Origin of the sequence: Vibrio sp. Evd11 (assembly GCF_900382755.1) — a bacterium.
Classification (GTDB): Bacteria; Pseudomonadota; Gammaproteobacteria; order Enterobacterales; family Vibrionaceae; genus Vibrio; species Vibrio lentus.
Window position 1 is genome coordinate 1 of sequence record NZ_OSDX01000041.1, and the last position, 23,166, is coordinate 23,166.

21 protein-coding genes are annotated in these 23,166 nt (G+C 44.3%); 5 read left to right on the plus strand and 16 right to left on the minus strand.

Annotation, left to right across the window (positions count from 1 at the left end):
- Positions 1 to 457 precede the first annotated feature (457 nt).
- From ED652_RS16125 to dusA, 7 genes are all read right to left on the minus strand, one after another.
- Positions 458 to 1,234: a phosphoadenylyl-sulfate reductase gene (locus ED652_RS16125; RefSeq protein WP_102542874.1), complete on the minus strand. Its 777-nt coding sequence runs from the start codon at positions 1,232 to 1,234 to the stop codon at positions 458 to 460.
- Complete coding sequence (gene cysI / locus ED652_RS16130; protein ID WP_061026048.1) at positions 1,227 to 2,954, minus strand: assimilatory sulfite reductase (NADPH) hemoprotein subunit; 1,728 nt, start codon at positions 2,952 to 2,954, stop codon at positions 1,227 to 1,229. The genes ED652_RS16125 and cysI overlap by 8 nt, the downstream gene beginning before the upstream one ends.
- Positions 2,954 to 4,819 (minus strand): assimilatory sulfite reductase (NADPH) flavoprotein subunit, encoded by a 1,866-nt coding sequence (locus ED652_RS16135; RefSeq protein WP_122055501.1) that lies wholly within the window; start codon positions 4,817 to 4,819, stop codon positions 2,954 to 2,956. Before ED652_RS16135 ends, cysI begins: the two co-directional genes overlap by 1 nt.
- A 123-nt stretch (positions 4,820 to 4,942) precedes the next feature.
- Positions 4,943 to 5,173 (minus strand): hypothetical protein, encoded by a 231-nt coding sequence (locus ED652_RS16140; protein ID WP_004735813.1) that lies wholly within the window; start codon positions 5,171 to 5,173, stop codon positions 4,943 to 4,945.
- 191 nt (positions 5,174 to 5,364) lie between these two features.
- Entirely contained in the window at positions 5,365 to 6,033 is a 669-nt protein-coding gene (locus tag ED652_RS16145) for a TIGR04219 family outer membrane beta-barrel protein (RefSeq protein ID WP_122055476.1), read from the minus strand.
- Between the two features lie 135 nt (positions 6,034 to 6,168).
- Positions 6,169 to 6,390, minus strand: a complete 222-nt coding sequence (pspG, locus tag ED652_RS16150; RefSeq protein WP_017108630.1) for an envelope stress response protein PspG — start codon at positions 6,388 to 6,390, stop codon at positions 6,169 to 6,171.
- A gap of 247 nt (positions 6,391 to 6,637) precedes the next feature.
- Positions 6,638 to 7,618: a tRNA dihydrouridine(20/20a) synthase DusA gene (gene dusA / locus ED652_RS16155; RefSeq protein ID WP_122055477.1), complete on the minus strand. Its 981-nt coding sequence runs from the start codon at positions 7,616 to 7,618 to the stop codon at positions 6,638 to 6,640.
- A gap of 313 nt (positions 7,619 to 7,931) precedes the next feature.
- On the opposite strand from dusA, the gene zur reads away from it, so the two are divergent.
- Positions 7,932 to 8,390, plus strand: a complete 459-nt coding sequence (zur, locus tag ED652_RS16160) for a zinc uptake transcriptional repressor Zur (RefSeq protein ID WP_122055478.1) — start codon at positions 7,932 to 7,934, stop codon at positions 8,388 to 8,390.
- A gap of 17 nt (positions 8,391 to 8,407) precedes the next feature.
- Positions 8,408 to 8,869: a chemotaxis protein CheX gene (locus tag ED652_RS16165; RefSeq protein ID WP_004735847.1), complete on the plus strand. Its 462-nt coding sequence runs from the start codon at positions 8,408 to 8,410 to the stop codon at positions 8,867 to 8,869.
- A gap of 141 nt (positions 8,870 to 9,010) precedes the next feature.
- On the opposite strand, the gene pgi is transcribed toward ED652_RS16165, so the two are convergent.
- Complete coding sequence (gene pgi / locus ED652_RS16170) at positions 9,011 to 10,663, minus strand: glucose-6-phosphate isomerase (protein ID WP_122055479.1); 1,653 nt, start codon at positions 10,661 to 10,663, stop codon at positions 9,011 to 9,013.
- Between the two features lie 326 nt (positions 10,664 to 10,989).
- Between pgi and ED652_RS16175 the strand changes: the two genes are divergently transcribed.
- Complete coding sequence (locus ED652_RS16175) at positions 10,990 to 11,409, plus strand: secondary thiamine-phosphate synthase enzyme YjbQ (RefSeq protein ID WP_102291149.1); 420 nt, start codon at positions 10,990 to 10,992, stop codon at positions 11,407 to 11,409.
- 116 nt (positions 11,410 to 11,525) lie between these two features.
- Here ED652_RS16175 and ED652_RS16180 read toward each other — a convergent pair whose 3' ends face one another.
- From ED652_RS16180 to ED652_RS16190, 3 genes are read right to left on the minus strand one after another with little or no spacing between them, the layout of a single operon-like run.
- The gene (locus ED652_RS16180) at positions 11,526 to 12,731 is read right to left on the minus strand and encodes a BamA/TamA family outer membrane protein (protein WP_122055480.1); all 1,206 of its coding nucleotides are present in this window, start codon (positions 12,729 to 12,731) and stop codon (positions 11,526 to 11,528) included.
- A 2-nt stretch (positions 12,732 to 12,733) separates the two neighbouring features.
- Positions 12,734 to 13,819, minus strand: coding sequence for an alanine racemase (alr, locus tag ED652_RS16185; RefSeq protein WP_122055481.1), 1,086 nt, complete (start codon positions 13,817 to 13,819; stop codon positions 12,734 to 12,736).
- A gap of 6 nt (positions 13,820 to 13,825) precedes the next feature.
- A complete protein-coding gene (locus ED652_RS16190) occupies positions 13,826 to 15,217 on the minus strand; it encodes a replicative DNA helicase (RefSeq protein WP_162929952.1) in 1,392 nt (463 codons plus the stop codon).
- A 176-nt stretch (positions 15,218 to 15,393) separates the two neighbouring features.
- On the opposite strand from ED652_RS16190, the gene ED652_RS16195 reads away from it, so the two are divergent.
- Positions 15,394 to 16,290: a DUF481 domain-containing protein gene (locus ED652_RS16195; protein WP_122055482.1), complete on the plus strand. Its 897-nt coding sequence runs from the start codon at positions 15,394 to 15,396 to the stop codon at positions 16,288 to 16,290.
- A 199-nt stretch (positions 16,291 to 16,489) separates the two neighbouring features.
- Here ED652_RS16195 and rplI read toward each other — a convergent pair whose 3' ends face one another.
- From rplI to rnr, 5 genes are all read right to left on the minus strand, one after another.
- Positions 16,490 to 16,939 (minus strand): 50S ribosomal protein L9, encoded by a 450-nt coding sequence (gene rplI / locus ED652_RS16200; RefSeq protein WP_017107439.1) that lies wholly within the window; start codon positions 16,937 to 16,939, stop codon positions 16,490 to 16,492.
- A 38-nt stretch (positions 16,940 to 16,977) separates the two neighbouring features.
- Positions 16,978 to 17,205, minus strand: coding sequence for a 30S ribosomal protein S18 (gene rpsR / locus ED652_RS16205; RefSeq protein WP_000090472.1), 228 nt, complete (start codon positions 17,203 to 17,205; stop codon positions 16,978 to 16,980).
- A gap of 132 nt (positions 17,206 to 17,337) precedes the next feature.
- Complete coding sequence (gene rpsF, locus ED652_RS16210) at positions 17,338 to 17,751, minus strand: 30S ribosomal protein S6 (protein WP_004735855.1); 414 nt, start codon at positions 17,749 to 17,751, stop codon at positions 17,338 to 17,340.
- 289 nt (positions 17,752 to 18,040) lie between these two features.
- On the minus strand, positions 18,041 to 18,781 hold the full coding sequence (gene rlmB / locus ED652_RS16215; protein WP_004735856.1) for a 23S rRNA (guanosine(2251)-2'-O)-methyltransferase RlmB: 741 nt from the start codon (positions 18,779 to 18,781) through the stop codon (positions 18,041 to 18,043).
- Positions 18,782 to 18,939: 158 nt separating this feature from the next.
- On the minus strand, positions 18,940 to 21,441 hold the full coding sequence (gene rnr, locus ED652_RS16220; RefSeq protein WP_122055483.1) for a ribonuclease R: 2,502 nt from the start codon (positions 21,439 to 21,441) through the stop codon (positions 18,940 to 18,942).
- A 247-nt stretch (positions 21,442 to 21,688) separates the two neighbouring features.
- Between rnr and ED652_RS16225 the strand changes: the two genes are divergently transcribed.
- Entirely contained in the window at positions 21,689 to 23,098 is a 1,410-nt protein-coding gene (locus ED652_RS16225) for an amidohydrolase (RefSeq protein ID WP_122055484.1), read from the plus strand.
- Positions 23,099 to 23,166 lie beyond the last annotated feature (68 nt).

Below are 23,166 nucleotides of genomic sequence, written 5' to 3' on the forward strand. Positions count from 1 at the left end.
TGATATTCATCAACGAGTGCCCACACAGATTGATAGGTTTAAATTGTTAAAGAGCTTCTCTTCGTTGTGACTTACATCACTTCGGAAGAGGCGGCCATTCTAGCGTTTTAATTCTCAGTGTCAAACACTTTTGAAAATTAATTCCTACTTTCTAAAAGTAGAAGCAAATTATCGCTTAAAGCTAGTTGCCTTACTAACATTCTTCGCTGAAGCCTTGTGGCGTCTACCGTGTCAGTGAGGCGGCATTATAGAGATGTTCCTCACATTGGCAAGTGTTTATTACCGAAAACTGCAAAAATAACGGTTAGATGATGGATAAACACTCAAAGCCTTATTTATGCAAGTTTAACTACAAAGTACCTACACAATAACCACAGACTTATCCACAATTACTTTAATTTCATCCCCTAGAAACTAAAAAAGCTGCCTTGAGGCAGCTTTTTAAATAGCAATGAGTCTAAATCCCAGAGCCATATTGCTCTCCATCGTCTTCATGGAGACCACATTCTCGTTTTAGACCATTGAAACGGGTTTCTTCTTCAGTCATACCCGGTTCCCATTTCTTAGTCGTATGAGTATCTCCAACAGAAAGGTACCCCTGCTCACGAAGTGGGTGGTAACTAAGGCCATGCTCTTCTAAGTAATAATGAACATCTTTATTTGTCCAATCAATTACTGGCAAGAACTTAAACACACCATTTTGGATAGATAAGATAGGCAAGTTTGCACGCGATTGAGATTGCTCTCTTCGCAAGCCAGAAAACCAAGTGCCAGCCTCGAGCTCATCCAGCGCTCTTCTCATCGGTTCAACTTTATTAAGCTTGTTGTACTTCTCTATCCCTTCTATACCTTGATCCCAAAGTTTGCCATATTGCGCTTCTTGCCAATTAGGGCTCTGCTGAGAACGAAAGACTTGAAGGTTTAGAGTCAACTTCTGACTCAACTCATCGATAAATCGATACGTTTCCGGGAATAGATACCCAGTGTCCGTAAGAATAACTGGAATATCGGGTTTTGCTTGAGTCACTAAGTGCAGCATCAACGCCGCTTGGATTCCGAAACTAGAAGACACCACATGTGTTCCTTCTAAGTTTTCTAGAGCCCACTTCACTCTTTCTAATGCAGTTAGCTGTTCTAACTCAGCATTAATTTGTCCAAGACGAAGTATCTGCTCCGTCTTAGTCAATGCGAGTAGCTCTGCTAACTTCAATTTTGAAGCGACAGAATTATGCATGCAGATCCCTCTTTGAAATGATCACCTCTTCGATGATGCCAGCTCGGATTGTAAAATCACCGAACCCTTCATTGTCGTTACGTTCCGTAGCCCAACGTCCCACCAGCGAATCAATATCTTCTAAGATCTGAGCTGAAGTGATGTTCTCTTTATACATCTTCGGGATACGAGTTCCGGCTTTGTTGCCACCTAAGTGCATGTTATAACGCCCCGGCGCCTTGCCGACTAAACCAAGTTCAGCCAACATTGCACGACCACAGCCGTTTGGACAGCCTGTGATACGAAGGATGATGTTATCTTCTTCTGGTAATCCATGTTTCTTCAGAATGTCTTCAACATCCGTTACAAACTCAGGAAGAAAACGCTCAGCTTCTGCCATTGCTAAAGGACACGTTGGGAATGCCACACAAGCCATTGAGTTTTTACGCTGCTCGGAAACGGCATCATCCATCAGACCGTATTGACGTGCCAGCTTTTCAATTTTTGCCTTTTGGCTCTTAGGTACACCAGCAACAATTAGGTTTTGGTTCGCTGTCATGCGGAAGTCACCTTTGTGGATCTTCGCTATTTCAGCAACACCTGTTTTCAGCGCTTTCCCTGGGAAATCAAGTAAACGACCATTTTCGATGAATAACGCTAAGTGGTGCTTACCATCAATGCCTTCCGCCCAACCGATACGATCTCCACGGCCAGTAAACTCATAAGGACGGCTTTCAGAAAACTCAACGCCTGCACGTTTTTCTACTTCTGCTTTGAATACATCAATACCAACACGGTCTAGTGTGTATTTGGTTTTTGCGTTCTTACGGTTCGAACGGTTACCCCAATCACGCTGAGTCGTTACCACCGCAGCGGCTACATCTAACGTTTTATCTAATGGCACAAAACCAAAGTCGTCAGCTTTACGTGCATAAGTAGAAGTATCGCCGTGCGTCATTGCAAGACCACCGCCCACTAATACGTTAAAGCCCACCAGCTTTCCGTCTTTAGCAATCGCGATGAAGTTAAGATCGTTAGCATGAACATCTACGTCATTTTGCGGAGGTATTACAACCGTCGTCTTGAACTTACGCGGTAGGTAGTTGCTACCTAGGATAGGTTCTTCATCCGTTGTTGCTAGCTTTTCACCATCTAGCCAGATCTCAGCATAAGCACGTGTCTTAGGTAATAAATGCTCACTGATCTTTTTCGCCCACTCGTAAGCTTCTTGGTGAAGCTCAGACTCAACAGGGTTTGTCGTACATAGAACATTTCGATTTACGTCACCCGCAGTCGCGATTGAATCTATACCAATACTATTTAGTGTTTGGTGCATTAACTTAATGTTCGGCTTCAATACACCGTGAAACTGGAACGTTTGACGGGTAGTAAGACGGATAGAACCATAAGAGGTGCTTTCATCTGCGAATTTATCAATAGCTAACCACTGCTTCGGAGTGATGATCCCGCCAGGCATACGCGCACGCAGCATGACGTTATGTAAAGGTTCTAGCTTTTGCTTGGTACGTTCATTACGAATATCACGGTCGTCTTGTTGATACATACCGTGGAAACGAATCAACTGAAAGTTATCAGCAGTAAAGCCACCCGTAATTCTATCTTGGAGATCTTGTTCAATCGTACCGCGAAGATTTTTACTTTCACGCTTAAGACGTTCGTTATCAGCCAAAGGTCCCAGTACTTGACCTAGCACTTCTTGCTCGATTACTTGCTTGCTCATTAGTACACATCCCTTTGGTAACGTTTCGCTTTACGTAAATCATTAATATATTGTTCAGCTTGTTCGCGGCTCTGATTGCCATGTTTTTCCGCTATCGTAACTAACGCTTCATGAACATCTTTCGCCATTCGAGTCGCATCGCCACATACATAGAGGTACGCGCCCTCTTGCAGCCATTGCCAAACCTGAGCTGCTTGTTCGATTAAGCGATCTTGAACATAAACCTTTTCTTTTTGGTCACGACTAAAGGCAACATCAAGCTTGGTTAGCGCACCAGACTTAAGGTACTTCTGCCATTCAACTTGATATAAGAAATCTTGAGTGAAAGTTCGGTCACCAAAGAACAACCAGCTTTTGCCTTCAGCATCATTGTTTTCACGCTCTTGAACAAAACTGCGGAACGGTGCGATACCGGTACCCGGGCCGACCATGATGATTGGCGTATTGTCGTCTTGTGGTAGTTTGAAGTTATTGTTGTTCTCAACGAACACCTTCACTTCACCACCTTCTTCAAGTCGCTGAGCTAAGAAGCTAGAAGCTCCGCCTAAACGAGATTCATCGCCTTTTTGGTATTCAACCAGACCAACCGTTAAGTGAACTTCTTCATCCACTTCTGCTTGGCTTGATGCAATAGAGTAAAGGCGCGGAGTCAGCTTACGTAGTAGACCAATCAATTCATCAGCCGATAGCTTAGTTTTCTTCTCAGCTAAAACATCGACAACTTGAGTATTACCCGCGTATTCACGAAGCTTGTCTTTATCCTCCACCAACTTGATTAACTTCTTGCTACCCGATAGCTCGGCAAACTTAGTCACAAGTTGAGGGTTTGAAGATGTAATCTCGAATTTACTGACAAGTGCGCTGTGGACAGATAAGTTATCACCATCGACATCAACACTTTCGATACCAGACAACCCAACCTTAGAAAGGATCTGATTTGCGAGTTCTGAACTGTTTTCAAACCATACGCCTAGCGCATCACCCGGTTGGTAAGTAATACCCGACTCATCAAGATCAATCTCGATATGACGAACATCTTTGCCCGAATCACGACCGGTGATCTTTTGGCTCGTCAATAGTGTAGCGGTGTATGGGTTTTGTTTAGTATATTGTGAATGACCGGCAGCCGCTTGACCTACTGGTAATTGAACCACATCGGCTTCATTGCCTGTCGATAGCGTCTCTTTTACTTGCTCTAATGCTTTACCGCGCCATTCCGTTGCTGACTCTTCGTAATCAACATCACAATCAAGACGATCAACAAACGATTTAGCACCAAGCTTAGCGAGGAAGTTATCGAAGTCTTTAGCTGTTTGGCAGAAGAACTCATAGCTTGAGTCACCTAAACCAATCACACCGTATTGTAGGTTTGATAATTTTGGCGCTTTCTTCGATTGTAGGAATTCATGCAACTCAATGGCGTTATCAGGGGCTTCGCCCTCACCATTAGTTGAAGCCACAAAAATGACGTGTGTCTCTTTGGCTAGGTTCTTACCTTTATAATCACTTGCATCGAAAAGTTCGACCGCGATTCCTAAGGCTTTCGCTTCTGCCTCAAGCGATTCAGCGACGCCTTTAGCATTACCTGTTTGAGATGCGAAAATAATGCTGAGCTTACCCGCAGGTTTTGCGGCTACTGCAGCGGCTGCTTGAGCGATTGGCGCGGCGGCACCCACAGGCTGAGTTTGGCTCACACCCCAAAGGTAACCACTGACCCATGCCAGTTGTTGTGAAGATAACTCAGAAACAGTTTTCTGAAGATGACCCAATTGTTGGTCATTAAGTGGTGCTGCTAGCCCAGGTAACTCATTAGCCCCAGACTGTGCATTATTATTTTGTGAAGACTCTTTCTTATTTAAAGACATGGTCACGACATCCCTAATCATTGCGTGACGATAGATTAACCACTCCTTTTAATAACAAGAAAGAATAGAAAAGTATGTTTTATAACTTTTTGGAAGTAAAAACCGATTGAAACGTCAATTGAGTTACTGGTTTTCAATACGAACTTGTTGAAAGCCAACCGCCATTGCCGACTTAGATGCTAGGTCTAAATCCGCGTAATGACACTCTTCACCATGAACATCAGTAAGCAAAACAAAGCCACCGCCCATATGGCGAAACTCCACAACCCAAGACCCCTCTTGAATTGAGGGCTCTATGATCGCTTCAACCAACAGATTTTCTCGATATAAATTTCGTAATTCATTGAGTGTCATATTCCATCCCTTGCTTTGACCTCACAACATAGTCCTTTTAAGAATAGACGCTAATTAGCTCTCTGTATTAAGGATGGTCGAAAGTGATGAATGTGCTAACTAATTCCAGAAAGATATAATCAATAGATATAAAAAAACGCCACTTAATAAAGTGGCGTTCTTAAAATTTGTTCTAAATGAGCTTGAATAGCCTAGAAGCGCACTTCAGCGCCAGCAAACCAACCATCTACCATGACAAAGCTTTTACCTAGATCAGAGCTAAAGAACTCATCTGAATCTAAATCGATAACACGGTAACCACCACGCAGGGCAATTTCAGATTCTGATACTGGAATTCGGTACTGAACACCCGCCATCAAGTCAGTGCTCTTAATACCATTGCTATCACCAAACTCCATCGTCCCAATGATATCGAAGTTGGTGTCGGGAACGTTGATCTCTGCGTTACCGTAGAAGCTCCAAGTAAATTCATCAAAGCTTGTTTGAGCGCCACCTGTTTTCGGTTCGATGTAATTCGAGTTTGAATACTGAGTAAAAGTCACACCTGCATCAAAGTTCATCAGCTTGTGATCTAACAATGTGTAATAGAAGGTGTAGTCGTACTTATCGAAGGCCAATGAATCCGCATCGACAGAAGTATAGCGAAAACTAGCGTTTGGTAGCATCGGGGCATTATGCTCAAATGCGAAATACAACGAAGGAGAGTTAGAATCATCATCTTGTCTAACTTCGTTTAGCTTTGTACTTCCCCACCACATATCGGCACCGACTTTAGCCGTGTAAGAAAACTCTTCTTCAGCAGATACTGCCGAGCTTAAAGATAGCATTCCCACTAAAGCAATTAATGGCATTTTATTCATTTGAGATAGCTCCAATTCCATATCGTTGTGCTAATTGTATGCACATTCATAGATTATTGGGGAAAATTCTATCACACATCTTAAATTCTCAAACGATAAACCGCTGACGTTCAAAGATTTGACGACACCATGACCTTAGTAACGTCTTTGGTTAGAACTGTGTACAAAGTTTTTGAAAAACCAGATACCCAATGCAATTACGATTAACCAAGGCAGCAACTTAAACACGACGCCCATCATACCTAAAACCAACATGACTGCTAACGCGACTCCGGTTGCAGCCAATACCGTCATAAACGTGATACCAGTGACAAGTAGAGTTGCGACGAAAATAAGAACAAAGATTAATTCAAACATAATGGTCTCCCTAATGAGTTAATGACCTATCTTTCCTACTTTCTAATATTGCAGCTTCCATACCAAGTTAGTAAAAATAATAAAACCCTTATTTATCAGGCAAATAAAAAGCAACACATCTTAATGCGTGGCTTTTAAAGAAACCATCAATGGTAAATTTAGCCTCTAATGGCGAATTTAACCTTAGATTTAAATCTTGGGTTTTTAGCTTTGGCTTTTAAGCTCGAACTTTTAACCTAGAGGGAGGTTATACGTTTAACTCTTTAGGGATCTTAGCCAATGCTGTTTGCATCACTTCGATACCTGCACCTTTCTTATGTGCGTTTTCACTGATGTAGCGACGCCATTGTCTTGCGCCCGGCATGCTTTGGAACAAACCAAGCATATGACGAGAGATGTGTCCTAAGCTTGCACCATTTGAAAGCTCACGCTCAATGTACGGGTACATTTCTTCAACCACTTGTGAGCGCTTCTTGATTGGCGTGCCTAAACCAAAGATCTGCTGATCGACTTCAGCCAAGATAAACGGGCTATGGTAAGCCTCACGACCGATCATCACACCATCAAGGTGTTGCAAGTGCTCTTTAGTTTGCTCAAGAGTAGTAATGCCACCATTCACAGCAATCACAAGATCAGAGAAGTCTTTCTTGATTTGGTATGCACGATCGTAATCTAGCGGTGGGATCTCGCGGTTCTCTTTTGGGCTAAGGCCACTCAACCATGCTTTACGAGCATGAATCGTAAATTGCTCACAGCCGCCTTTTTCAGAAACCGTCGAAACAAACTTAGTCAGAAATTCATAAGAGTCTTGGTCATCGATACCAATTCGCGTTTTCACAGTAATTGGAATATCAGTCACTTCTTTCATCGCCGATACGCAATCTGCCACCAGCTCAGGCTCAGCCATCAAGCATGCACCAAAGCGACCATTCTGAACTCGGTCTGAAGGACAACCTACATTTAGGTTTACTTCATCATAGCCACGCTCACCAGCAAGCTTGGCACATGCAGCTAGATCAACCGGGTTTGAGCCGCCAAGTTGAAGAGCAAGAGGATGTTCTTGCTCGTTATATTCTAGAAAGTCGCCCTTACCATGTAAGATCGCACCTGTTGTTATCATTTCCGTGTACAGAAGCGTCTGCTGAGAGAGCAAACGGTGAAAGTAACGACAGTGGCGGTCAGTCCAATCGAGCATTGGAGCGACAGACAACTTACATGAATGTGTCATGGCAAAGTAACCTAGTAGCGAGTCAAAAAAATATGCTGGAATACCCAGCAGAAGCAAGGTCGGCTATTGTAAATGCTATGCCTTGTTTGTGCTATATGAACTTTGCCTCACATTTTTTATAAATACATTCACCAGACCTCTAATTCAGACTCAATCAATCAGTTACGCCTTGAGTCACACTGTCATTTTGAGTTACCTTGTCTTATTCAAAGTCGTGGGTCACAATACGCTCTGTACCTGACTTTAATAGAAATCAATGGCTCCCAAAACGTAGTAACCTATAAATAAGGTTTGAATAGGGATGTCCGATTGAATGGTGAAAAATTTGGACCACACATTAGTAGAGCAAGTTGAAGGGATATGCGCATCTCGAGGCGTTAGATTAACACCTCAGAGAAAGCGAGTATTTGAGCTCATTTTCTCTAATAAAAAAGCCTCTAGTGCTTATGAATTGTTAGAGCAATTGAAAGTCAGTGAACCACAAGCCAAACCTCCGACAGTATATCGCGCTTTGGATTTCTTGTTGGAACAAGGTTTCATTCACCGAGTTGAATCAACCAATAGCTTCATATGTTGCTGTTCTTGCAATGCAAACAAACATTTTTCCCAACTACTGATCTGCGATAAATGTGGCACTGTGGTAGAATTGCAAGACGATGTGCTTGTCACTCTACTCGCTAGTAACGCTGAGAAGCATGGCTTTAAATTGACTAATCAAGTCATTGAGTCGCATGGCATTTGCCAATCTTGCTCCTCCGAGATGAAAGAATAAGATTATAGAAGAACATTATGCGCGCTGAATTTGTAAACCCGTTTTTAGCTTCTTTGATGAATGTACTAAAAACGATGGCTTCTCTAGAATTGAAACCACAAAAACCGAGAGTTAAGAAAGATGAGATCGCTCGTGGTGATGTATCCGGCCTGATTGGTATGGTTGGCACACAATCTCGAGGCTCAATGTCGATCACTTTTGATGAAGGTCTTGCCTTAGAAATCATGGAAAACATGTTGGGTGAACGACCAAATGGCTTGAACGAAGAAGTGACCGATATGGTTGGTGAAATAACTAACATGGTGACTGGTGGTGCAAAACGTATTCTTGCAGAAAGCGGCTTTGATTTCGACATGGCAACGCCAATCGTCGTATCAGGTAAAGGCCACACCATTCGTCATAAGTGTGAAGGTGCTATCATCATCATGCCTTTCACATCTCAGTGGGGTAATGCCTTCATCGAGATCTGTTTCGAATAGAGACAACCGCAGTAAATAAAAATACAAAAGGCTGACGTACATACGTCAGCCTTTTTTATTGCAGCAAGACCAACGGACATAAAAAACGCCAACCGAAAGGTTGGCGCTTTACAATTATTACTTGGTGTTACTCAAACAGTCTTAAGCTTTAAGCGCTTTAAATGCGTTGATAAGACCGTTAGTTGAGCTGTCGTGAGAGGTTACTTGAGCATCGTCAGCAAGCTCTGGAAGAATTTGGTTTGCTAGTTGCTTACCAAGCTCTACACCCCATTGGTCAAAGCTGAAGATGTTCCAGATAACGCCTTGAACAAAGATCTTGTGCTCGTACATCGCGATTAGGTTACCTAAAGAGCGAGGAGTCATTTGCTTAACAAGAATTGAGTTCGTTGGACGGTTGCCTTCAAATACTTTGAAAGGAGCAAGTTCAGCTGCTTCTTCTGCTGTTTTGCCTGCCGCTAGGAATTCAGCTTCTACTGTCTCTTTTGTCTTACCGAAAGCAAGTGCTTCAGTTTGAGCAAAGAAGTTAGACATTAGCTTCTGGTGATGATCAGATGCAGGGTTGTGGCTGATAGCAGGAGCAATAAAGTCTGATGGGATCAGCTTAGTGCCTTGGTGAATCAGTTGGTAGAAAGCGTGCTGGCCGTTTGTACCTGGTTCACCCCAGATGATAGGACCTGTTTGGTATTCTACTGGGTTGCCTTCACGGTCAACAAACTTACCGTTTGATTCCATGTTACCTTGCTGGAAGTAAGCAGCAAAACGGTGCATGTACTGATCGTAAGGTAGAATCGCTTCTGACTCAGCGCCGTGGAAGTTATTGTACCAAATACCGATAAGCGCAAGGATCACAGGGATGTTGCTTTCAAACTCAGTTGAAGAAAAGTGGTTATCCATCTCGTGTGCGCCATCTAGTAGCTCAGCGAAGTTATCAAAGCCGATAGAAAGAGAGATAGAAAGGCCGATTGCAGACCATAGTGAGTAACGACCACCAACCCAGTCCCAGAATTCGAACATGTTGTCAGTATCAATACCAAACTCAGCAACTGAAGTTGCGTTAGTTGATAGTGCTGCGAAGTGTTTCGCAACGTGTGCACTATCACCCGCTTCAGCCAAGAACCAATCACGAGCAGAGTGTGCATTCGTCATTGTTTCTTGAGTAGTAAATGTCTTAGATGCTACTAGGAACAACGTTGTTTCTGGGTTAAGAGGCTTAAGTGTCTCAACAATGTGAGTGCCATCTACGTTAGAAACGAAGTGCATGTTCAGGCGAGTTTTGTATGGCGTTAGAGCTTCAGTCACCATGTATGGACCAAGGTCCGAACCGCCGATACCGATGTTAACTACATCAGTGATCTCTTTACCTGTGTAACCTTTCCACTCACCAGAAACGATGCGGTGCGTGAACAGTTCCATTTTTGCTAGTACTGCGTTAACTGCTGGCATTACGTCTTTGCCATCAACCATTACTGGGTTGTCGCTACGGTTACGTAGAGCAGTGTGAAGTACTGAACGACCTTCAGTCTTGTTGATTGCATCACCGCCGAACATTGCTTCGATTGCAGACTTAACTTCAGTCTCGTTTGCAAGAGCGAATAAGTGCTGCATCGTTTCAGCGTCGATAAGGTTCTTAGAGTAATCTACTAAGATGTCAGAACCGAAACGAGTAGAAAAGCTCTCGAAACGCTTTGCATCTTGAGCAAATAGTTCTTTCATATCCATATCTTGAGCTGACTCAAAATGTGCAGTTAGAGCTTTCCACGCTTGTGTTTGCGTTGGGTTGATATTTTTCAACATGGTATCTATCCCGATATTACTGTAGGTTTTATTCTAAACGTCACAAGAGTGATGAATAGAACCCCCGATTAGGCGAAAGTTTATATTTTTCTATGATGACCAAACCGCGTCACCACTGAAAGATTCTTTGTAATTTTTTTTCACAACGTATTATGCAGTATATGAAGAGCTGTACCTTGAGATAAATCAGGATTAGATTTCCTGATAGAAGAATCGGTACAGACTCTAGCTCTAACATAATTAAATGTGAGCGATACCTGATAAATTCAAGTTCAAAAGATAGCGTTAAACCACTTTTTTTCCAAATACATTATAAAGGATGGCGTATGTGGATTCAGAAGACTATACACCTAAATGCACGAAAGCGTGGATTCCATCTCATTACTGATGAAATTGAACAACAGATACACGATATCAACTCTCTATCTGTTGGTTTATTACATCTCTTTATCCAACATACCTCTGCCAGTCTCACGTTAAATGAGAACGCGGATCCTACCGTTCGTTCCGATATGGAATCGCACTTTAATAAGTTTGTACCCGAGCGAGCGCCCTACTACAGACACACTTATGAAGGCGATGATGATATGCCAGCCCACATTAAAGCATCGACACTTGGCACCAGTGTGACAATACCAATTAGCAATGGTCGTTTAGCTTTAGGAACATGGCAGGGCATTTACTTAGGAGAACACCGAGATTGTGGTGGAAGCCGCACTGTGATCGCGACGATTCAAGGTGAGTAGACGGCTTGAAAGCGAGAGCTTTTTAATAAAAACAATGTCTTCTTAATAAAAAAGAGTGGTGTGTTTCCACGACCACTCTATAAAAATAGCATTTGGCCTACCATAAGCCGAAAGCTTTAGAAGGGCTGGTTTATCATGACCCGAAAGGTTCCTTCGTCGCCGCCTCGCGCTAATTCGGCTCGAACAACAATGCCTTCCACTTGGAAACGAACCGCGCCACCAAGGCTCCATTTCATGTCCGTGTGCAGGGTTTTAATATCGTACTCATCCGCAACGCGCCCTACTTCAGCAAACGCCACCCATTGCCACCAAGGCAAATCGTAGTAGTTAATTAAAGGGATATCACCTAGCGGTTGCCAATCAGGGATGACTCGGTATTCCGCTGAATAATGGACTGCAGAACGTCCGTGGTAACGCCCTCCGGTATAGCCTCTTAATCGATACAATCCACCAAGTCGAGCTTGTTCTGTCTCAGGTGGACGCGCGCAATCCTGCCCAGAACAGTTATCCCAAGTTGGTGTATCAGCGGTATAGAAATCGAGTGCCACGACTTGTTGGTCAAACAAGTCGCCTAAAGGGCCTAATGCGAAATACTGACTGTTTTGGAACGTCCACTTCAACCACAAGTCATCGTTAGACCAACTTTCAGCACCGGTAGTGAACTCAAGGTTAGTATGAGAACCTTTAGTTGGGTTACGAGTGCTATCACGGTTATCCCAATCCAAAGCCAGACTAAAGCCTGTCGCCTCTTCCGTGTTGTTTAAACCTTCTAGCTCACGAGCGGTATAAAAAGGTGTGAAGATAATCGAGCTGACACCCGAATCGACAGGTGAGGCAAAGCTAACATCTTTGATTGGCTGAAAAGCCCCTAACAAGCCATGTTCTGCAACATTGCCCCAAGGTAGCAAATACTTAAATTCAAACTGATAGTTTTGCTCTAAGCCATCGGCAATGGTTTTATCATCAATAGATGAATCGTTATCGCCTTGAGAGCCAATGTAATAAGGATTGTCGTTGAAGCGTGCTTGGTACATCTGAGTGCTGAATAAGACATTCTCAGAAAGTGCAAAGTTGAAAGCAGATAAAAAACCAACATAGCTGTCTTTATCAGAATAGAGCGCCATCGCAAACAAAGCGGCTTGAGGCTGCCAAACACCCTTTGCGACACCAGCAACCCCAAAGGTGTTACCCATCGTCTCAGTACTGAAATAGAAAGGGACAAAGGCCGTATCTTTTTCTTCACTCACAGCGGAAGAAGAAAAGCTAACACTGAGCAATGCCATAGCTGACATTAGCCAGTGTCGAGAGGCTCTCTTGAACATATTTATTTCACGTATTCCATTGCTACACGAGACGTCAGTTTCGTCACGAGTTCGTAAGCGATAGTGCCAATATGTTCCGCGACTTCTTCTGAAGGTAAATCTTTGCCCCATAGCGTCGCTTCATCACCAACTTGATCTGCAGCATCAGGGCCAAGGTCGACCGTTAGCATGTCCATGGAGACACGACCTGCAATCGGTGCTTTTCTACCGTTTACAAACACTGGCGTGCCGTTAGGTGCCATGCGTGGATAGCCATCACCATAACCTATTGCGATAACACCAACCTTGGTATCACGTTCACTGGTCCAGTTACCACCATAACCCACACTTTCACCAGCCTTCACATCACGAACCGCAATTAAGTGTGAAGTCAGAGTCATCACCGGCAAAAAGCCCAGCTCTTGCGCTGATTTATCAACAAACGGAGAAACACCATAAGAGATGATTCCGGGGCGAACCCAATCAAGATGACTATCAGGCCAAGCTAATAGACCTGCAGAGGCCGCAAGTGAACGCTCCCCTTCACAACCGTCGGTAAGAGATAAGAAAAGCTCAGTCTGCTCAACTGTTGTGGTTCTATCTAACTCGTCAGCACATCCAAAATGGCTCATGTAGCGCAATGGCTTTGCCACATTTGGGCATTGATGCAAACGCTCAACAAAGTTCTGGTATTGCTCAGGGCGAACGCCTAGGCGGTGCATACCACTGTCGACTTTTAGCCATACCACAACGGGTGTTTCCAAATCGGCATTCTCTAGCGCGCTTAATTGCTCTTCACAATGCACCACGGTTTGAATGTTATTGGTTACTAGAATGGGTAAGTCACCCGAAGAGTAAAAGCCTTCCAGCAACAAAATAGGTTTAACTATGCCACCAGCACGAAGCTGTAATGCTTCTTCAATACGCGCCACACCAAAAGCATCTGAGTTTTTCGAGTGCTTAGCGATATGCAGTAAGCCGTGTCCGTAGCCATTGGCTTTCACAACAGACATTACCTTGCACTGAGGCGCTTTCGACTTTATCTGGTTCAGGTTATGTTCGAGCGCGTTTAAGTCAATGCTCGCCGTCGCCGCTTTCATGTAAGTCATTAGCGATTACTCATCATCAAATGCAGGGCCTGCATAGTTATCAAATCGGGAGTGTTGCCCTTGGAATGTCAGACGAACCGAGCCGATAGGACCGTTACGCTGCTTACCAAGGATAATTTCAGCGATGCCTTTCAGTGAACTGTCTGGGTTATAAACCTCATCACGATAGATGAACATGATCAAATCGGCATCTTGCTCGATAGAACCTGATTCACGCAAATCCGAGTTTACTGGGCGCTTATCAGCACGTTGCTCTAGGGAACGGTTAAGCTGAGAAAGTGCCACAACCGGCACGTTCAACTCTTTCGCAAGGGCTTTTAAGGAACGCGAAATTTCAGCGATCTCTAAGGTACGGTTTTCAGACAATGAAGGTACACGCATCAATTGAAGGTAATCTATCATGATCATAGAGATACCATCATGCTCACGAGCGATACGTCGAGCACGCGAACGCACCTCTGTTGGTGTTAGACCCGAGCTATCATCAATATACATATTCTTCTTATCCATAAGAATACCCATACTCGATGAAATACGCGCCCAATCTTCATCATCCAATTGACCAGTACGAATCTTGGTTTGGTCGACGCGAGAAAGTGACGCAAGCATACGCATCATCAGCTGTTCGGCTGGCATCTCAAGAGAGAAGATCAGAACCGGCTTGTCTTGTTTCATCGCCGCATTTTCACATAAGTTCATCGCAAAGGTGGTTTTACCCATCGATGGACGCGCAGCAACAATAATTAAGTCAGAACCCTGTAGGCCTGCTGTTTTCTTGTTGAGGTCGTTGAAGCCAGTATCGACACCAGTCACACCATCTTGTGGCGTTTTATATAGGATTTCGATACGTTCCAGAGTCTTCTCTAGAATGCTATCAACGTTTTGTGGGCCTTCGTTTTCACTCGCTCGGCCTTCTGCAATCGCAAAGACCTTACTCTCAGCCAGATCAACAAGCTCTTCTGATGTACGACCTTGAGGGTCATAACCAGAATCGGCAATCTCATTCGCCACACCAATCAGGCTACGAACTAGAGCACGTTGCGCCACGATATCTGCGTAAGCGTTAATGTTCGCCGCACTTGGGGTATTTTTAGCAAGGTCGGCAAGGTATGCAAAACCGCCAACTTCTTCGAGCTGCTCACGCAACTCTAAATGTTCAGAGAGTGTAATAAGATCCAGAGGAGAACTTTCTTCAAGGATATCTTTTACTGCTTCGAAGATCAGACGGTGAGGGCGACTATAAAAGTCCTTGCTCACGACTTTTTCTGAAACCGTATCCCAGCGTTCGTTGTCCAGCAACAAACCGCCGATAACAGATTGCTCAGCTTCTAATGAATGTGGTGGGACTTTGATGGCGTCCACCTGATCGCTGGCTGATTTCTGACTTCTGGTATCCACTATGACTACACTCAATAACTAATAATGATCGTTCATTATACCCAAGAACATGCATTTGTAATGCAATCCTCGGGGATTGTTTTATTCTTCAGTAAGAATTTACCTATTGCTGACGGAATTAACCAAGGGTAGCATTACGATCCTTCCATTCATTCACTGTATAACTAGAGGTATGTGTGTCCAAATTATTGGCTCTGAGCACTGGTATTCTAAGCTCTAGTCTTCTAAGCATCGGTCTCCTGAGCACTCCGTTGGCCTTAGCGGATGATGCTAAAGCCTCTGTTGATGCAATCCTCGACTCGATAGTAGTACCAGAACCTGCTGCTGAGCCGATCGTCGTTGCACCAACACCCGAAAAAGATATGGATATCGCACCGAGTGATACGAGTGACACAGAACTGCCTAACCCGCTAAAGACTGAAGTCGAATTTGGATATCAGTCGCATACTGGTAATTCTGATTCTCGATCGTTAAATGCCCGCCTAAATGGTGAGTATACGACTGGCCGTCATAGAACCAGTGGCGAATGGAAATACTACAACCTCTACAAAGATGGTGAAGAAGACAAAAGGCAATCGACTTACTCGGCTCAAAGTGATTATAAGTTAAGCCCCAAAACCTACCTCTACGGCAGCTTCAAAGGTGTCGACTCACGTTATAGCGCTTATTTTAAAGACTATACCGTTTCTAGTGGTTTGGGTTACCAATTTTCAAATACAGAAGAGTTTGTGTTGGAAGTTGAAGTGGGCCCGGGTTTTCGTTACCAAGAACCGAATCTCGATGAATTAGACGACGATGACATCATCTTTCCTGAGATTGTTGAGGAAGCCATTTTCCGTGGCAATGTGAACACGTCATGGCAAGTGCTGAAGAATTTACAGCTCAAAGCCGATGTAACGTTAGTATCTGGCCACAGTAACCTGAAATTTGATACTGAATTAGAAGCGATCAACGATATTACTGACAATATTGCACTGAAGATTGCTCATTCTCGTCAGTACCACGATAAGGTACCTAATGGATTAAGCAAAGAAGACTCTGTGCTGTCGATTAACCTGCTCTTTCAATTCTAGTCTCAGGAGCAGTTCTAATCTTAAGGCCACTTCTAACCTTGAGAACGACCTGTTCAGCAATAAGAGCTTATGGATCACTGTAAGCTTTTTACCTACTGCAACCCTCCCCTATGTTTTCCTATATTTCAGACATAAAAAAACACCAGCCGAAGCTGGTGTTTAAAGCTTTCAAAAGAAAGAATTCGTCTTGGTACTGAAATTACTCAGCAACGATCGTGATTTTCGCAGTAGCAAAAACTTCAGAGTGAAGTTGGATGCTTACTTCGAATTCACCGATGTTACGTAGAGCGCCTTCAGGTAGGCGTACTTCGCTCTTAGCTACTGCAACACCTGCCGCTGTAATAGCGTCAGCGATGTCACGAGTACCGATAGAACCGAATAGTTTGCCTTCGTCACCAGCTTTAGAAGCGATTGTAACGCCTTCTAGAGTGTTAACTGTCTCTGCACGAGCTTCACAAGCAGCTAGTTGCTCAGCAACTTTAGCTTCTAGTTCAGCACGACGAGTTTCGAACATAGCAACGTTTTCTTTAGTTGCCATAACTACTTTACCCTGTGGGATAAGGAAGTTACGAGCGTAACCAGATTTAACGTTTACTTGGTCGCCAAGGCCACCTAGGTTACCGATTTTATCAAGTAGAATAACTTGCATTATCTTAGTCCTCTTAAACTATTATTAACTATTACCGATTACTGATGCTTGTCAGTGTACGGTAGTAGAGCTAGGTAACGAGAACGCTTGATAGCGCGAGCTAGCTGACGTTGGTATTTAGCACTTGTACCAGTGATACGGCTAGGTACAATTTTACCAGCTTCAGTGATGTAGTTTTTTAGAGTTGCTACGTCTTTGTAGTCAATCTCTTGTACGCCTTCTGCAGTAAAACGGCAGAATTTACGACGACGGAAGAAACGAGCCATGGGCTATCTCCTGATCTAAATTTAATAATGCGGTATTCACACTGGCTTATAAATAAGCGTAAGCAAATGCTTGTAGTGGAAATACCTAAACGAGTTGAATAAAATTTAATGACCTAAAAGGCCAAAAAAGAATTACTCAGCAGCAGCTTCTGGCTTAGCTTCTTCTTCACGACGTGGTGCACGTTCTTCACGGTCATCACGACGAGGAGCACGCTCTGCACGCTCTTCTTTTTGCTTAAGCATGATAGATTGCTCAGTCACAGCGCCTTTAGTGCGCATGATCATGTTACGTAGAACTGCATCGTTAAAACGGAAAGCAGTTTCTAGCTCGTCCATCACTTCTTGGCCAGCTTCAACGTTCATAAGAACGTAGTGAGCTTTGTGAAGTTTGTTGATTGGGTAAGCCATTTGACGGCGGCCCCAGTCTTCTAGACGGTGGATAGTACCACCAGCTTCAGTGATTGAACCAGTGTAACGCTCGATCATGCCAGCAACTTGCTCGCTTTGATCAGGGTGAACCATGAATACGATTTCATAATGACGCATTTGGTTGCTCCTTACGGATTATTAGCTTCCACGAAAGGCTCGGTCGTCCAAGGGAAGCAAGGAACTAAAGAAAAATGACCGAGTTTTAAGGACGGCAAATATTATAGAAAGAACCCGGTATTGGCAAGTGGTATTTGGCGAATAATGAAACAGTTTTTCTTTCGCCATCTAGCCATCTGACAAACCAATAGGCTCCGTCATAAGTGCCTAAAAAGAAACGCCCACCAGCAAGTAGTGAGCGTTAATAAATTCATAGACTTAAGTCGTTTAGGCTTTGTTAAGTCGAACGTTACTGAGCTAGACGCTGACGTACCGCTTCAAATAAACAAATACCAGAAGCCACTGAAACGTTTAGGCTCGACACGCTGCCTGACATTGGAATCTTAATCAGGTCATCACACGTTTCACGCGTTAAACGACGCATGCCATCACCTTCAGCACCCATCACAACAGCAAGCGGCCCAGTCAACTTCGCTTGATAGATATCATGCGTTGCTTCACCTGCCGTACCGACAAACCATACACCTTGTTCTTGCAGTGCACGCATTGTGCGAGCCAGGTTAGTCACTCGTACTAGCGGAACCGTTTCTGCTGCGCCACAAGCAACCTTACTTACTGTTGCCGTTAGCGGCGAAGAGCGGTCTTTAGGGACGATAACAGCGGCCACACCTGCGGCGTCTGCATTACGTAAGCAAGCACCTAGGTTGTGAGGGTCTGTTACGCCGTCTAGAACCAACAGCAGAGGTTGTTCGTGCTGCGCAAGGATATCGTCTAGGTGAGTTTCATTAAGCTGCTTAGCAGGCTTCACCTTAGCAATAAGACCTTGGTGATTTGCACCTTGTGCTTTTTCATCAAGCGGCTTGCGTCCCATTTGTTGAATCGACACGCCAAATTGCTGCAGTTGATTCAGTAATGGAAGAAGGCGATCGTCTTGACGACCTTTAAGCACATACGCTTCAATAAAGCGTGCTGGATCTTTTTCTAGTACGGCTTTCACCGCGTGAATACCGTAAATAAATTCGTTACTCATTGTCTCTGGTTACTCTTATTGCTCAGAGATGAAGGCATCAAACCCGATGCACCCACCTCTGTGTTGTTTATTTCGAGAGCATGCATCTTCCGCCTGATACTCTCGCATTTAAATTCGTTAGACGTTTAAGCCCTACTCGTCACTGTAATGACGATAGCTTAAGACTTATCAGCCTTTGGCTTACGGCTTGCTGCGCGCTTTTTCTTAGCACGAGCTTTAGCGGCACCGGTTTTATTCGCTGGCTTTTTCTTCTTAGCTGAACTTTCGCTACTTCCGTCTGGTCGTTTAGTTGGTTCAACTAAAGGCGTTGCAGGTACGCTCGGCTTATTGCTCTTCACCGCTGAACGCTTCTTGCTTTTCGCCTTTTTCATCGCTTCAGCTGCACGCTTCTTGGCTGTTTTACCTTTACCACGCGGCTGACGATCGGTGTCTTCTAAATCAAAGTCGATTTGACGAGTTTCTAAGTTAACCGCCGAAACCTTCACTTTAACCGAATCACCCAAGCGGTAAATATTACCCGAGCTTTCACCAACTAAACGCTGACCAACAGCATCAAATTGGTAGTAGTCATTCGCTAGCGCAGAAATATGTACCAGACCATCGATGTGCAGTTCAGTTAGACGCACAAAGAAACCGAAGCCAGTCACGTTCGCAATCACGCCATCCATCACTTCACCGACATGGTCTTGCATGTATTCACATTTCAGCCAGTCGTTCACTTCACGTGTAGCATCATCAGCACGACGCTCAGTCATTGAACACTGCTCGCCGTAGAAGTCCATATCATCGAACGTGTAGTGGTAACCACCGGTTGGCGTCCAACGCTCACTCTGACGGCCTTCTTCTTTCGCAATAAGGTACTTAATCGCGCGGTGCAATAGCAAATCTGGGTAACGACGAATTGGCGAGGTAAAGTGAGCATAGCGTTTAAGAGCTAAACCAAAGTGACCCGCGTTGTCCGCGTTGTATACCGCTTGCTTCATCGAGCGCAGTAGCATGGTTTGGATTAACTCACGATCTTCACGCTCATTAATCTGTTGCATCAGTTGTGCATAGTCTACTGGTGATGGCGACAGGCCACCTTCCAGCGTTAAACCTAGCTCACTAAGGAAGCTCTTAAAGCCAGTTAAGCGCTCTTCTCCCGGAGTATCGTGAACACGGTACAGTGCAGGTTCTTTTGCTTTTTCTACGTAAGACGCCGATGCAATATTCGCAAGAATCATACACTCTTCGATGATCTTGTGTGCATCGTTACGGATGACGGGTTCAATACGGTCAATCTTACGATCCGCATTGAAGATAAACTTAGTTTCTACCGTTTCAAACTCAATCGCACCACGTTCATCACGCGTTTTCTTAAGTACCTTGTACATCTTATGAAGCTCTTCAAGATGTGGTACTTCAGGCTCGTAACGCTCACGAAGTTCTTCATTGCCATCTAAGATAGCGCCAACTTTGTTGTAAGTCAGACGGGCATGAGAGTTCATTACCGCTTCGTAGTGCTTGTAACCCGACAGTTTACCTTTGTCTGAGATAGTCATCTCACACACCATACATAAGCGGTCTACTTGTGGGTTCAACGAACACAGGCCGTTAGAAAGCACTTCTGGCAGCATTGGCACAACTTGTGACGGGAAGTAAACCGAGTTACCACGGTTAATTGCTTCTTTGTCTAGCGCGGTATCTGGGCGAACGTAGTAACTTACGTCAGCAATCGCTACCCATAGGCGCCAGCCTCCGCCTTTCTTCGCTTCACAGTAAACCGCATCATCGAAGTCTCGCGCATCTTCACCATCAATAGTAACCAATGGTAGTTTACGTAGGTCTACACGTCCTTCTTTTGCTTCTTCCGGAACATGCTCACCAAGATTTTCGATTTGCTTATCTACCGCTTCAGGCCACTCTTGTGGGATCTGGTGAGTACGGATCGCAATCTGCGTTTCCATACCCGGCGCCATATTCTCACCAAGAACTTCGGTCACTTTACCCATCATGTTACGAGAACGACCACCGCGATCCGTAATTTCAATCACAACCACATTACCCATTCGAGCACCGCCTTTATGCTCAGTAGGGATCTGGATGTCGTGACTAATACGCGAATCATCAGCAACCACATAAGAATGGCCGTACTCTAGGAAGAAGCGACCAACAAGTGGTGTTTTACGCTCTTCAAGCACACGAACCAAGCGGCCTTCACGACGACCACGCTTACTGTTATCAGTAGGCTGAACTAATACGTAATCACCGTGCATGATGGTTTTCATCTGATGATGCGGCAGTACGATATCATTGTCTTTACCCACACTGCCGTCTGGGCGAACCCAACCATGACCGTCTTTATGACCAATCACATAGCCTTTGATCAGTTCCATCTTCTCAGGCAATGCGTAACACTGACGACGAGTAAAGATAAGCTGTCCATCACGCTCCATTGCACGTAAACGACGACGTAGCCCTTCATATTGTTCCTCTCCAGCAAGACCCAAAGCTTCGAATAGATCGTTGCGGTTCATCGGAATATTCGCATCTGTTAGAAACGAAATAATGAACTCTCGGCTTGGTACTGGGTTATCGTAATTTTTCGACTCTCGGTCGGCAAAAGGATCAACAGTGGTTGTCGCTGTCGTGTTTTCTAACATTGGTGTGTTTTTTGACATAGGCGGGCCTGCTTAAGCAAGGAAGGTATATACCCCTAGTATATCTGATGCTAGGGGTAACCTACAGATATGCTTTGGAAAACCCTCAAATAACCTCAGATTGATACATATCTTCACTTTGTGAAACATCACTTCATAGACGTGGGCTATCATCAAAATTTTAAGCAAACGATAAAACAAACGTTTGCGCCATGAATGAAATACACTATTATCCACGCACTTTACCAACTCCTGTTCTGAGTATGATATGAAACTAAAACGCACCTTATTGGCTTCAGCAATGGCAAGCCTAGCTCTATTTCCATTTGCTAGCTCGGCAATGGAAAAAGCTGACCTGATGATTACCGATGCGATGGTTCTGACCATGAACCAAGACAAAACGGTTTATGAAAGCGGTACTGTTGTCGTCAAAGACAACAAAATCATTGCGGTTGGTGATGCTTCACTAGAGAAGCAATACCAAGCTAAGCAAGTTTTAGATGTTGATGGTGATATCGTGATGCCGGGTCTCATCAATACTCACACTCACGTATCGATGACGGTGTTTCGTTCATTAGCCGATGATGTGCCAGACCGACTTCACCGTTATATCTTCCCTCTCGAGAAGAAGTTGGTATCACGAGACATGGTACGTATTGGTGCCAACCTAGGTAACGTCGAAATGGTAAAAGGCGGTGTGACCACTTACGCCGACATGTACTACTTCGAAGATGAAGTAGCTAAAACCGTCGATAAGATCGGTATGCGTGCCATCCTAGGTGAAACTGTGATTAAGTTCCCTGTAGCTGATGCAGCTAACGCCGAAGAAGGCATTAAGTACGCATTGAACTTCATTGAAGAATACAAAGATCACCCGCGAATCACACCTGCGTTTGCCCCACATGCGCCTTACACCAATACCACTGAAGTCCTACAGAAAATATCTAAGCTCTCTCTAGAGTTAGATGTACCAGTAATGATTCACCTTGCAGAATCACACCGTGAAGAAGAGAAAATCGCAGAGCGTTCAGATGGGCTATCACCAGTTCAATACATGGACAGCATTGGCGCATTGAACAAAAACTTGGTGGGTGCACACATGATCCTAGTGGATGATCATGATATCGAACTGGTGAAAAAATCAGACATGGGTGTAGCTCATAACATGAGTGCCAATATCAAATCCGCGAAAGGCGTATCCCCTGCCCTTAAGATGTACGACGAAAACGTTCGTATTGGTTTAGGTACCGATGGCCCAATGTCTGGTAATACCCTGAGCACCATTGATGAATTCAACCAAGTCGCTAAAGTTCACAAGCTGGTCAACAAAGATCGTGCAGCAATGCCTCCGATCAAAGTGATCGACATGGCGACAATGGGCGCAGCAAAAGCGCTACACATGGAAGATAAGATCGGTTCTCTTGAAACCGGTAAACTAGCTGACATCATAGTGATCGACACCAAAGCACCGAACATGGTTCCGGTATACAACCCATACTCAGCTTTAGTGTACTCGGCTAATTCTGGTAACGTTCGCCACACCATCGTTGATGGTAAGATCATCATGCAAGACCGCGACATGCTAACCGTCGATGAAGACAAGATTCGTCAAGAAGCACTCGATTTCACCAAAGTCGTTCGTAAAACGGTGATTGAATCTGGTGAAGTTGTTCAATAACGTCACCGAATGAGATAAACGGTTTTCCGTTCAGATCAAAAAAGGCCTCATAGGTATTTACCTACGAG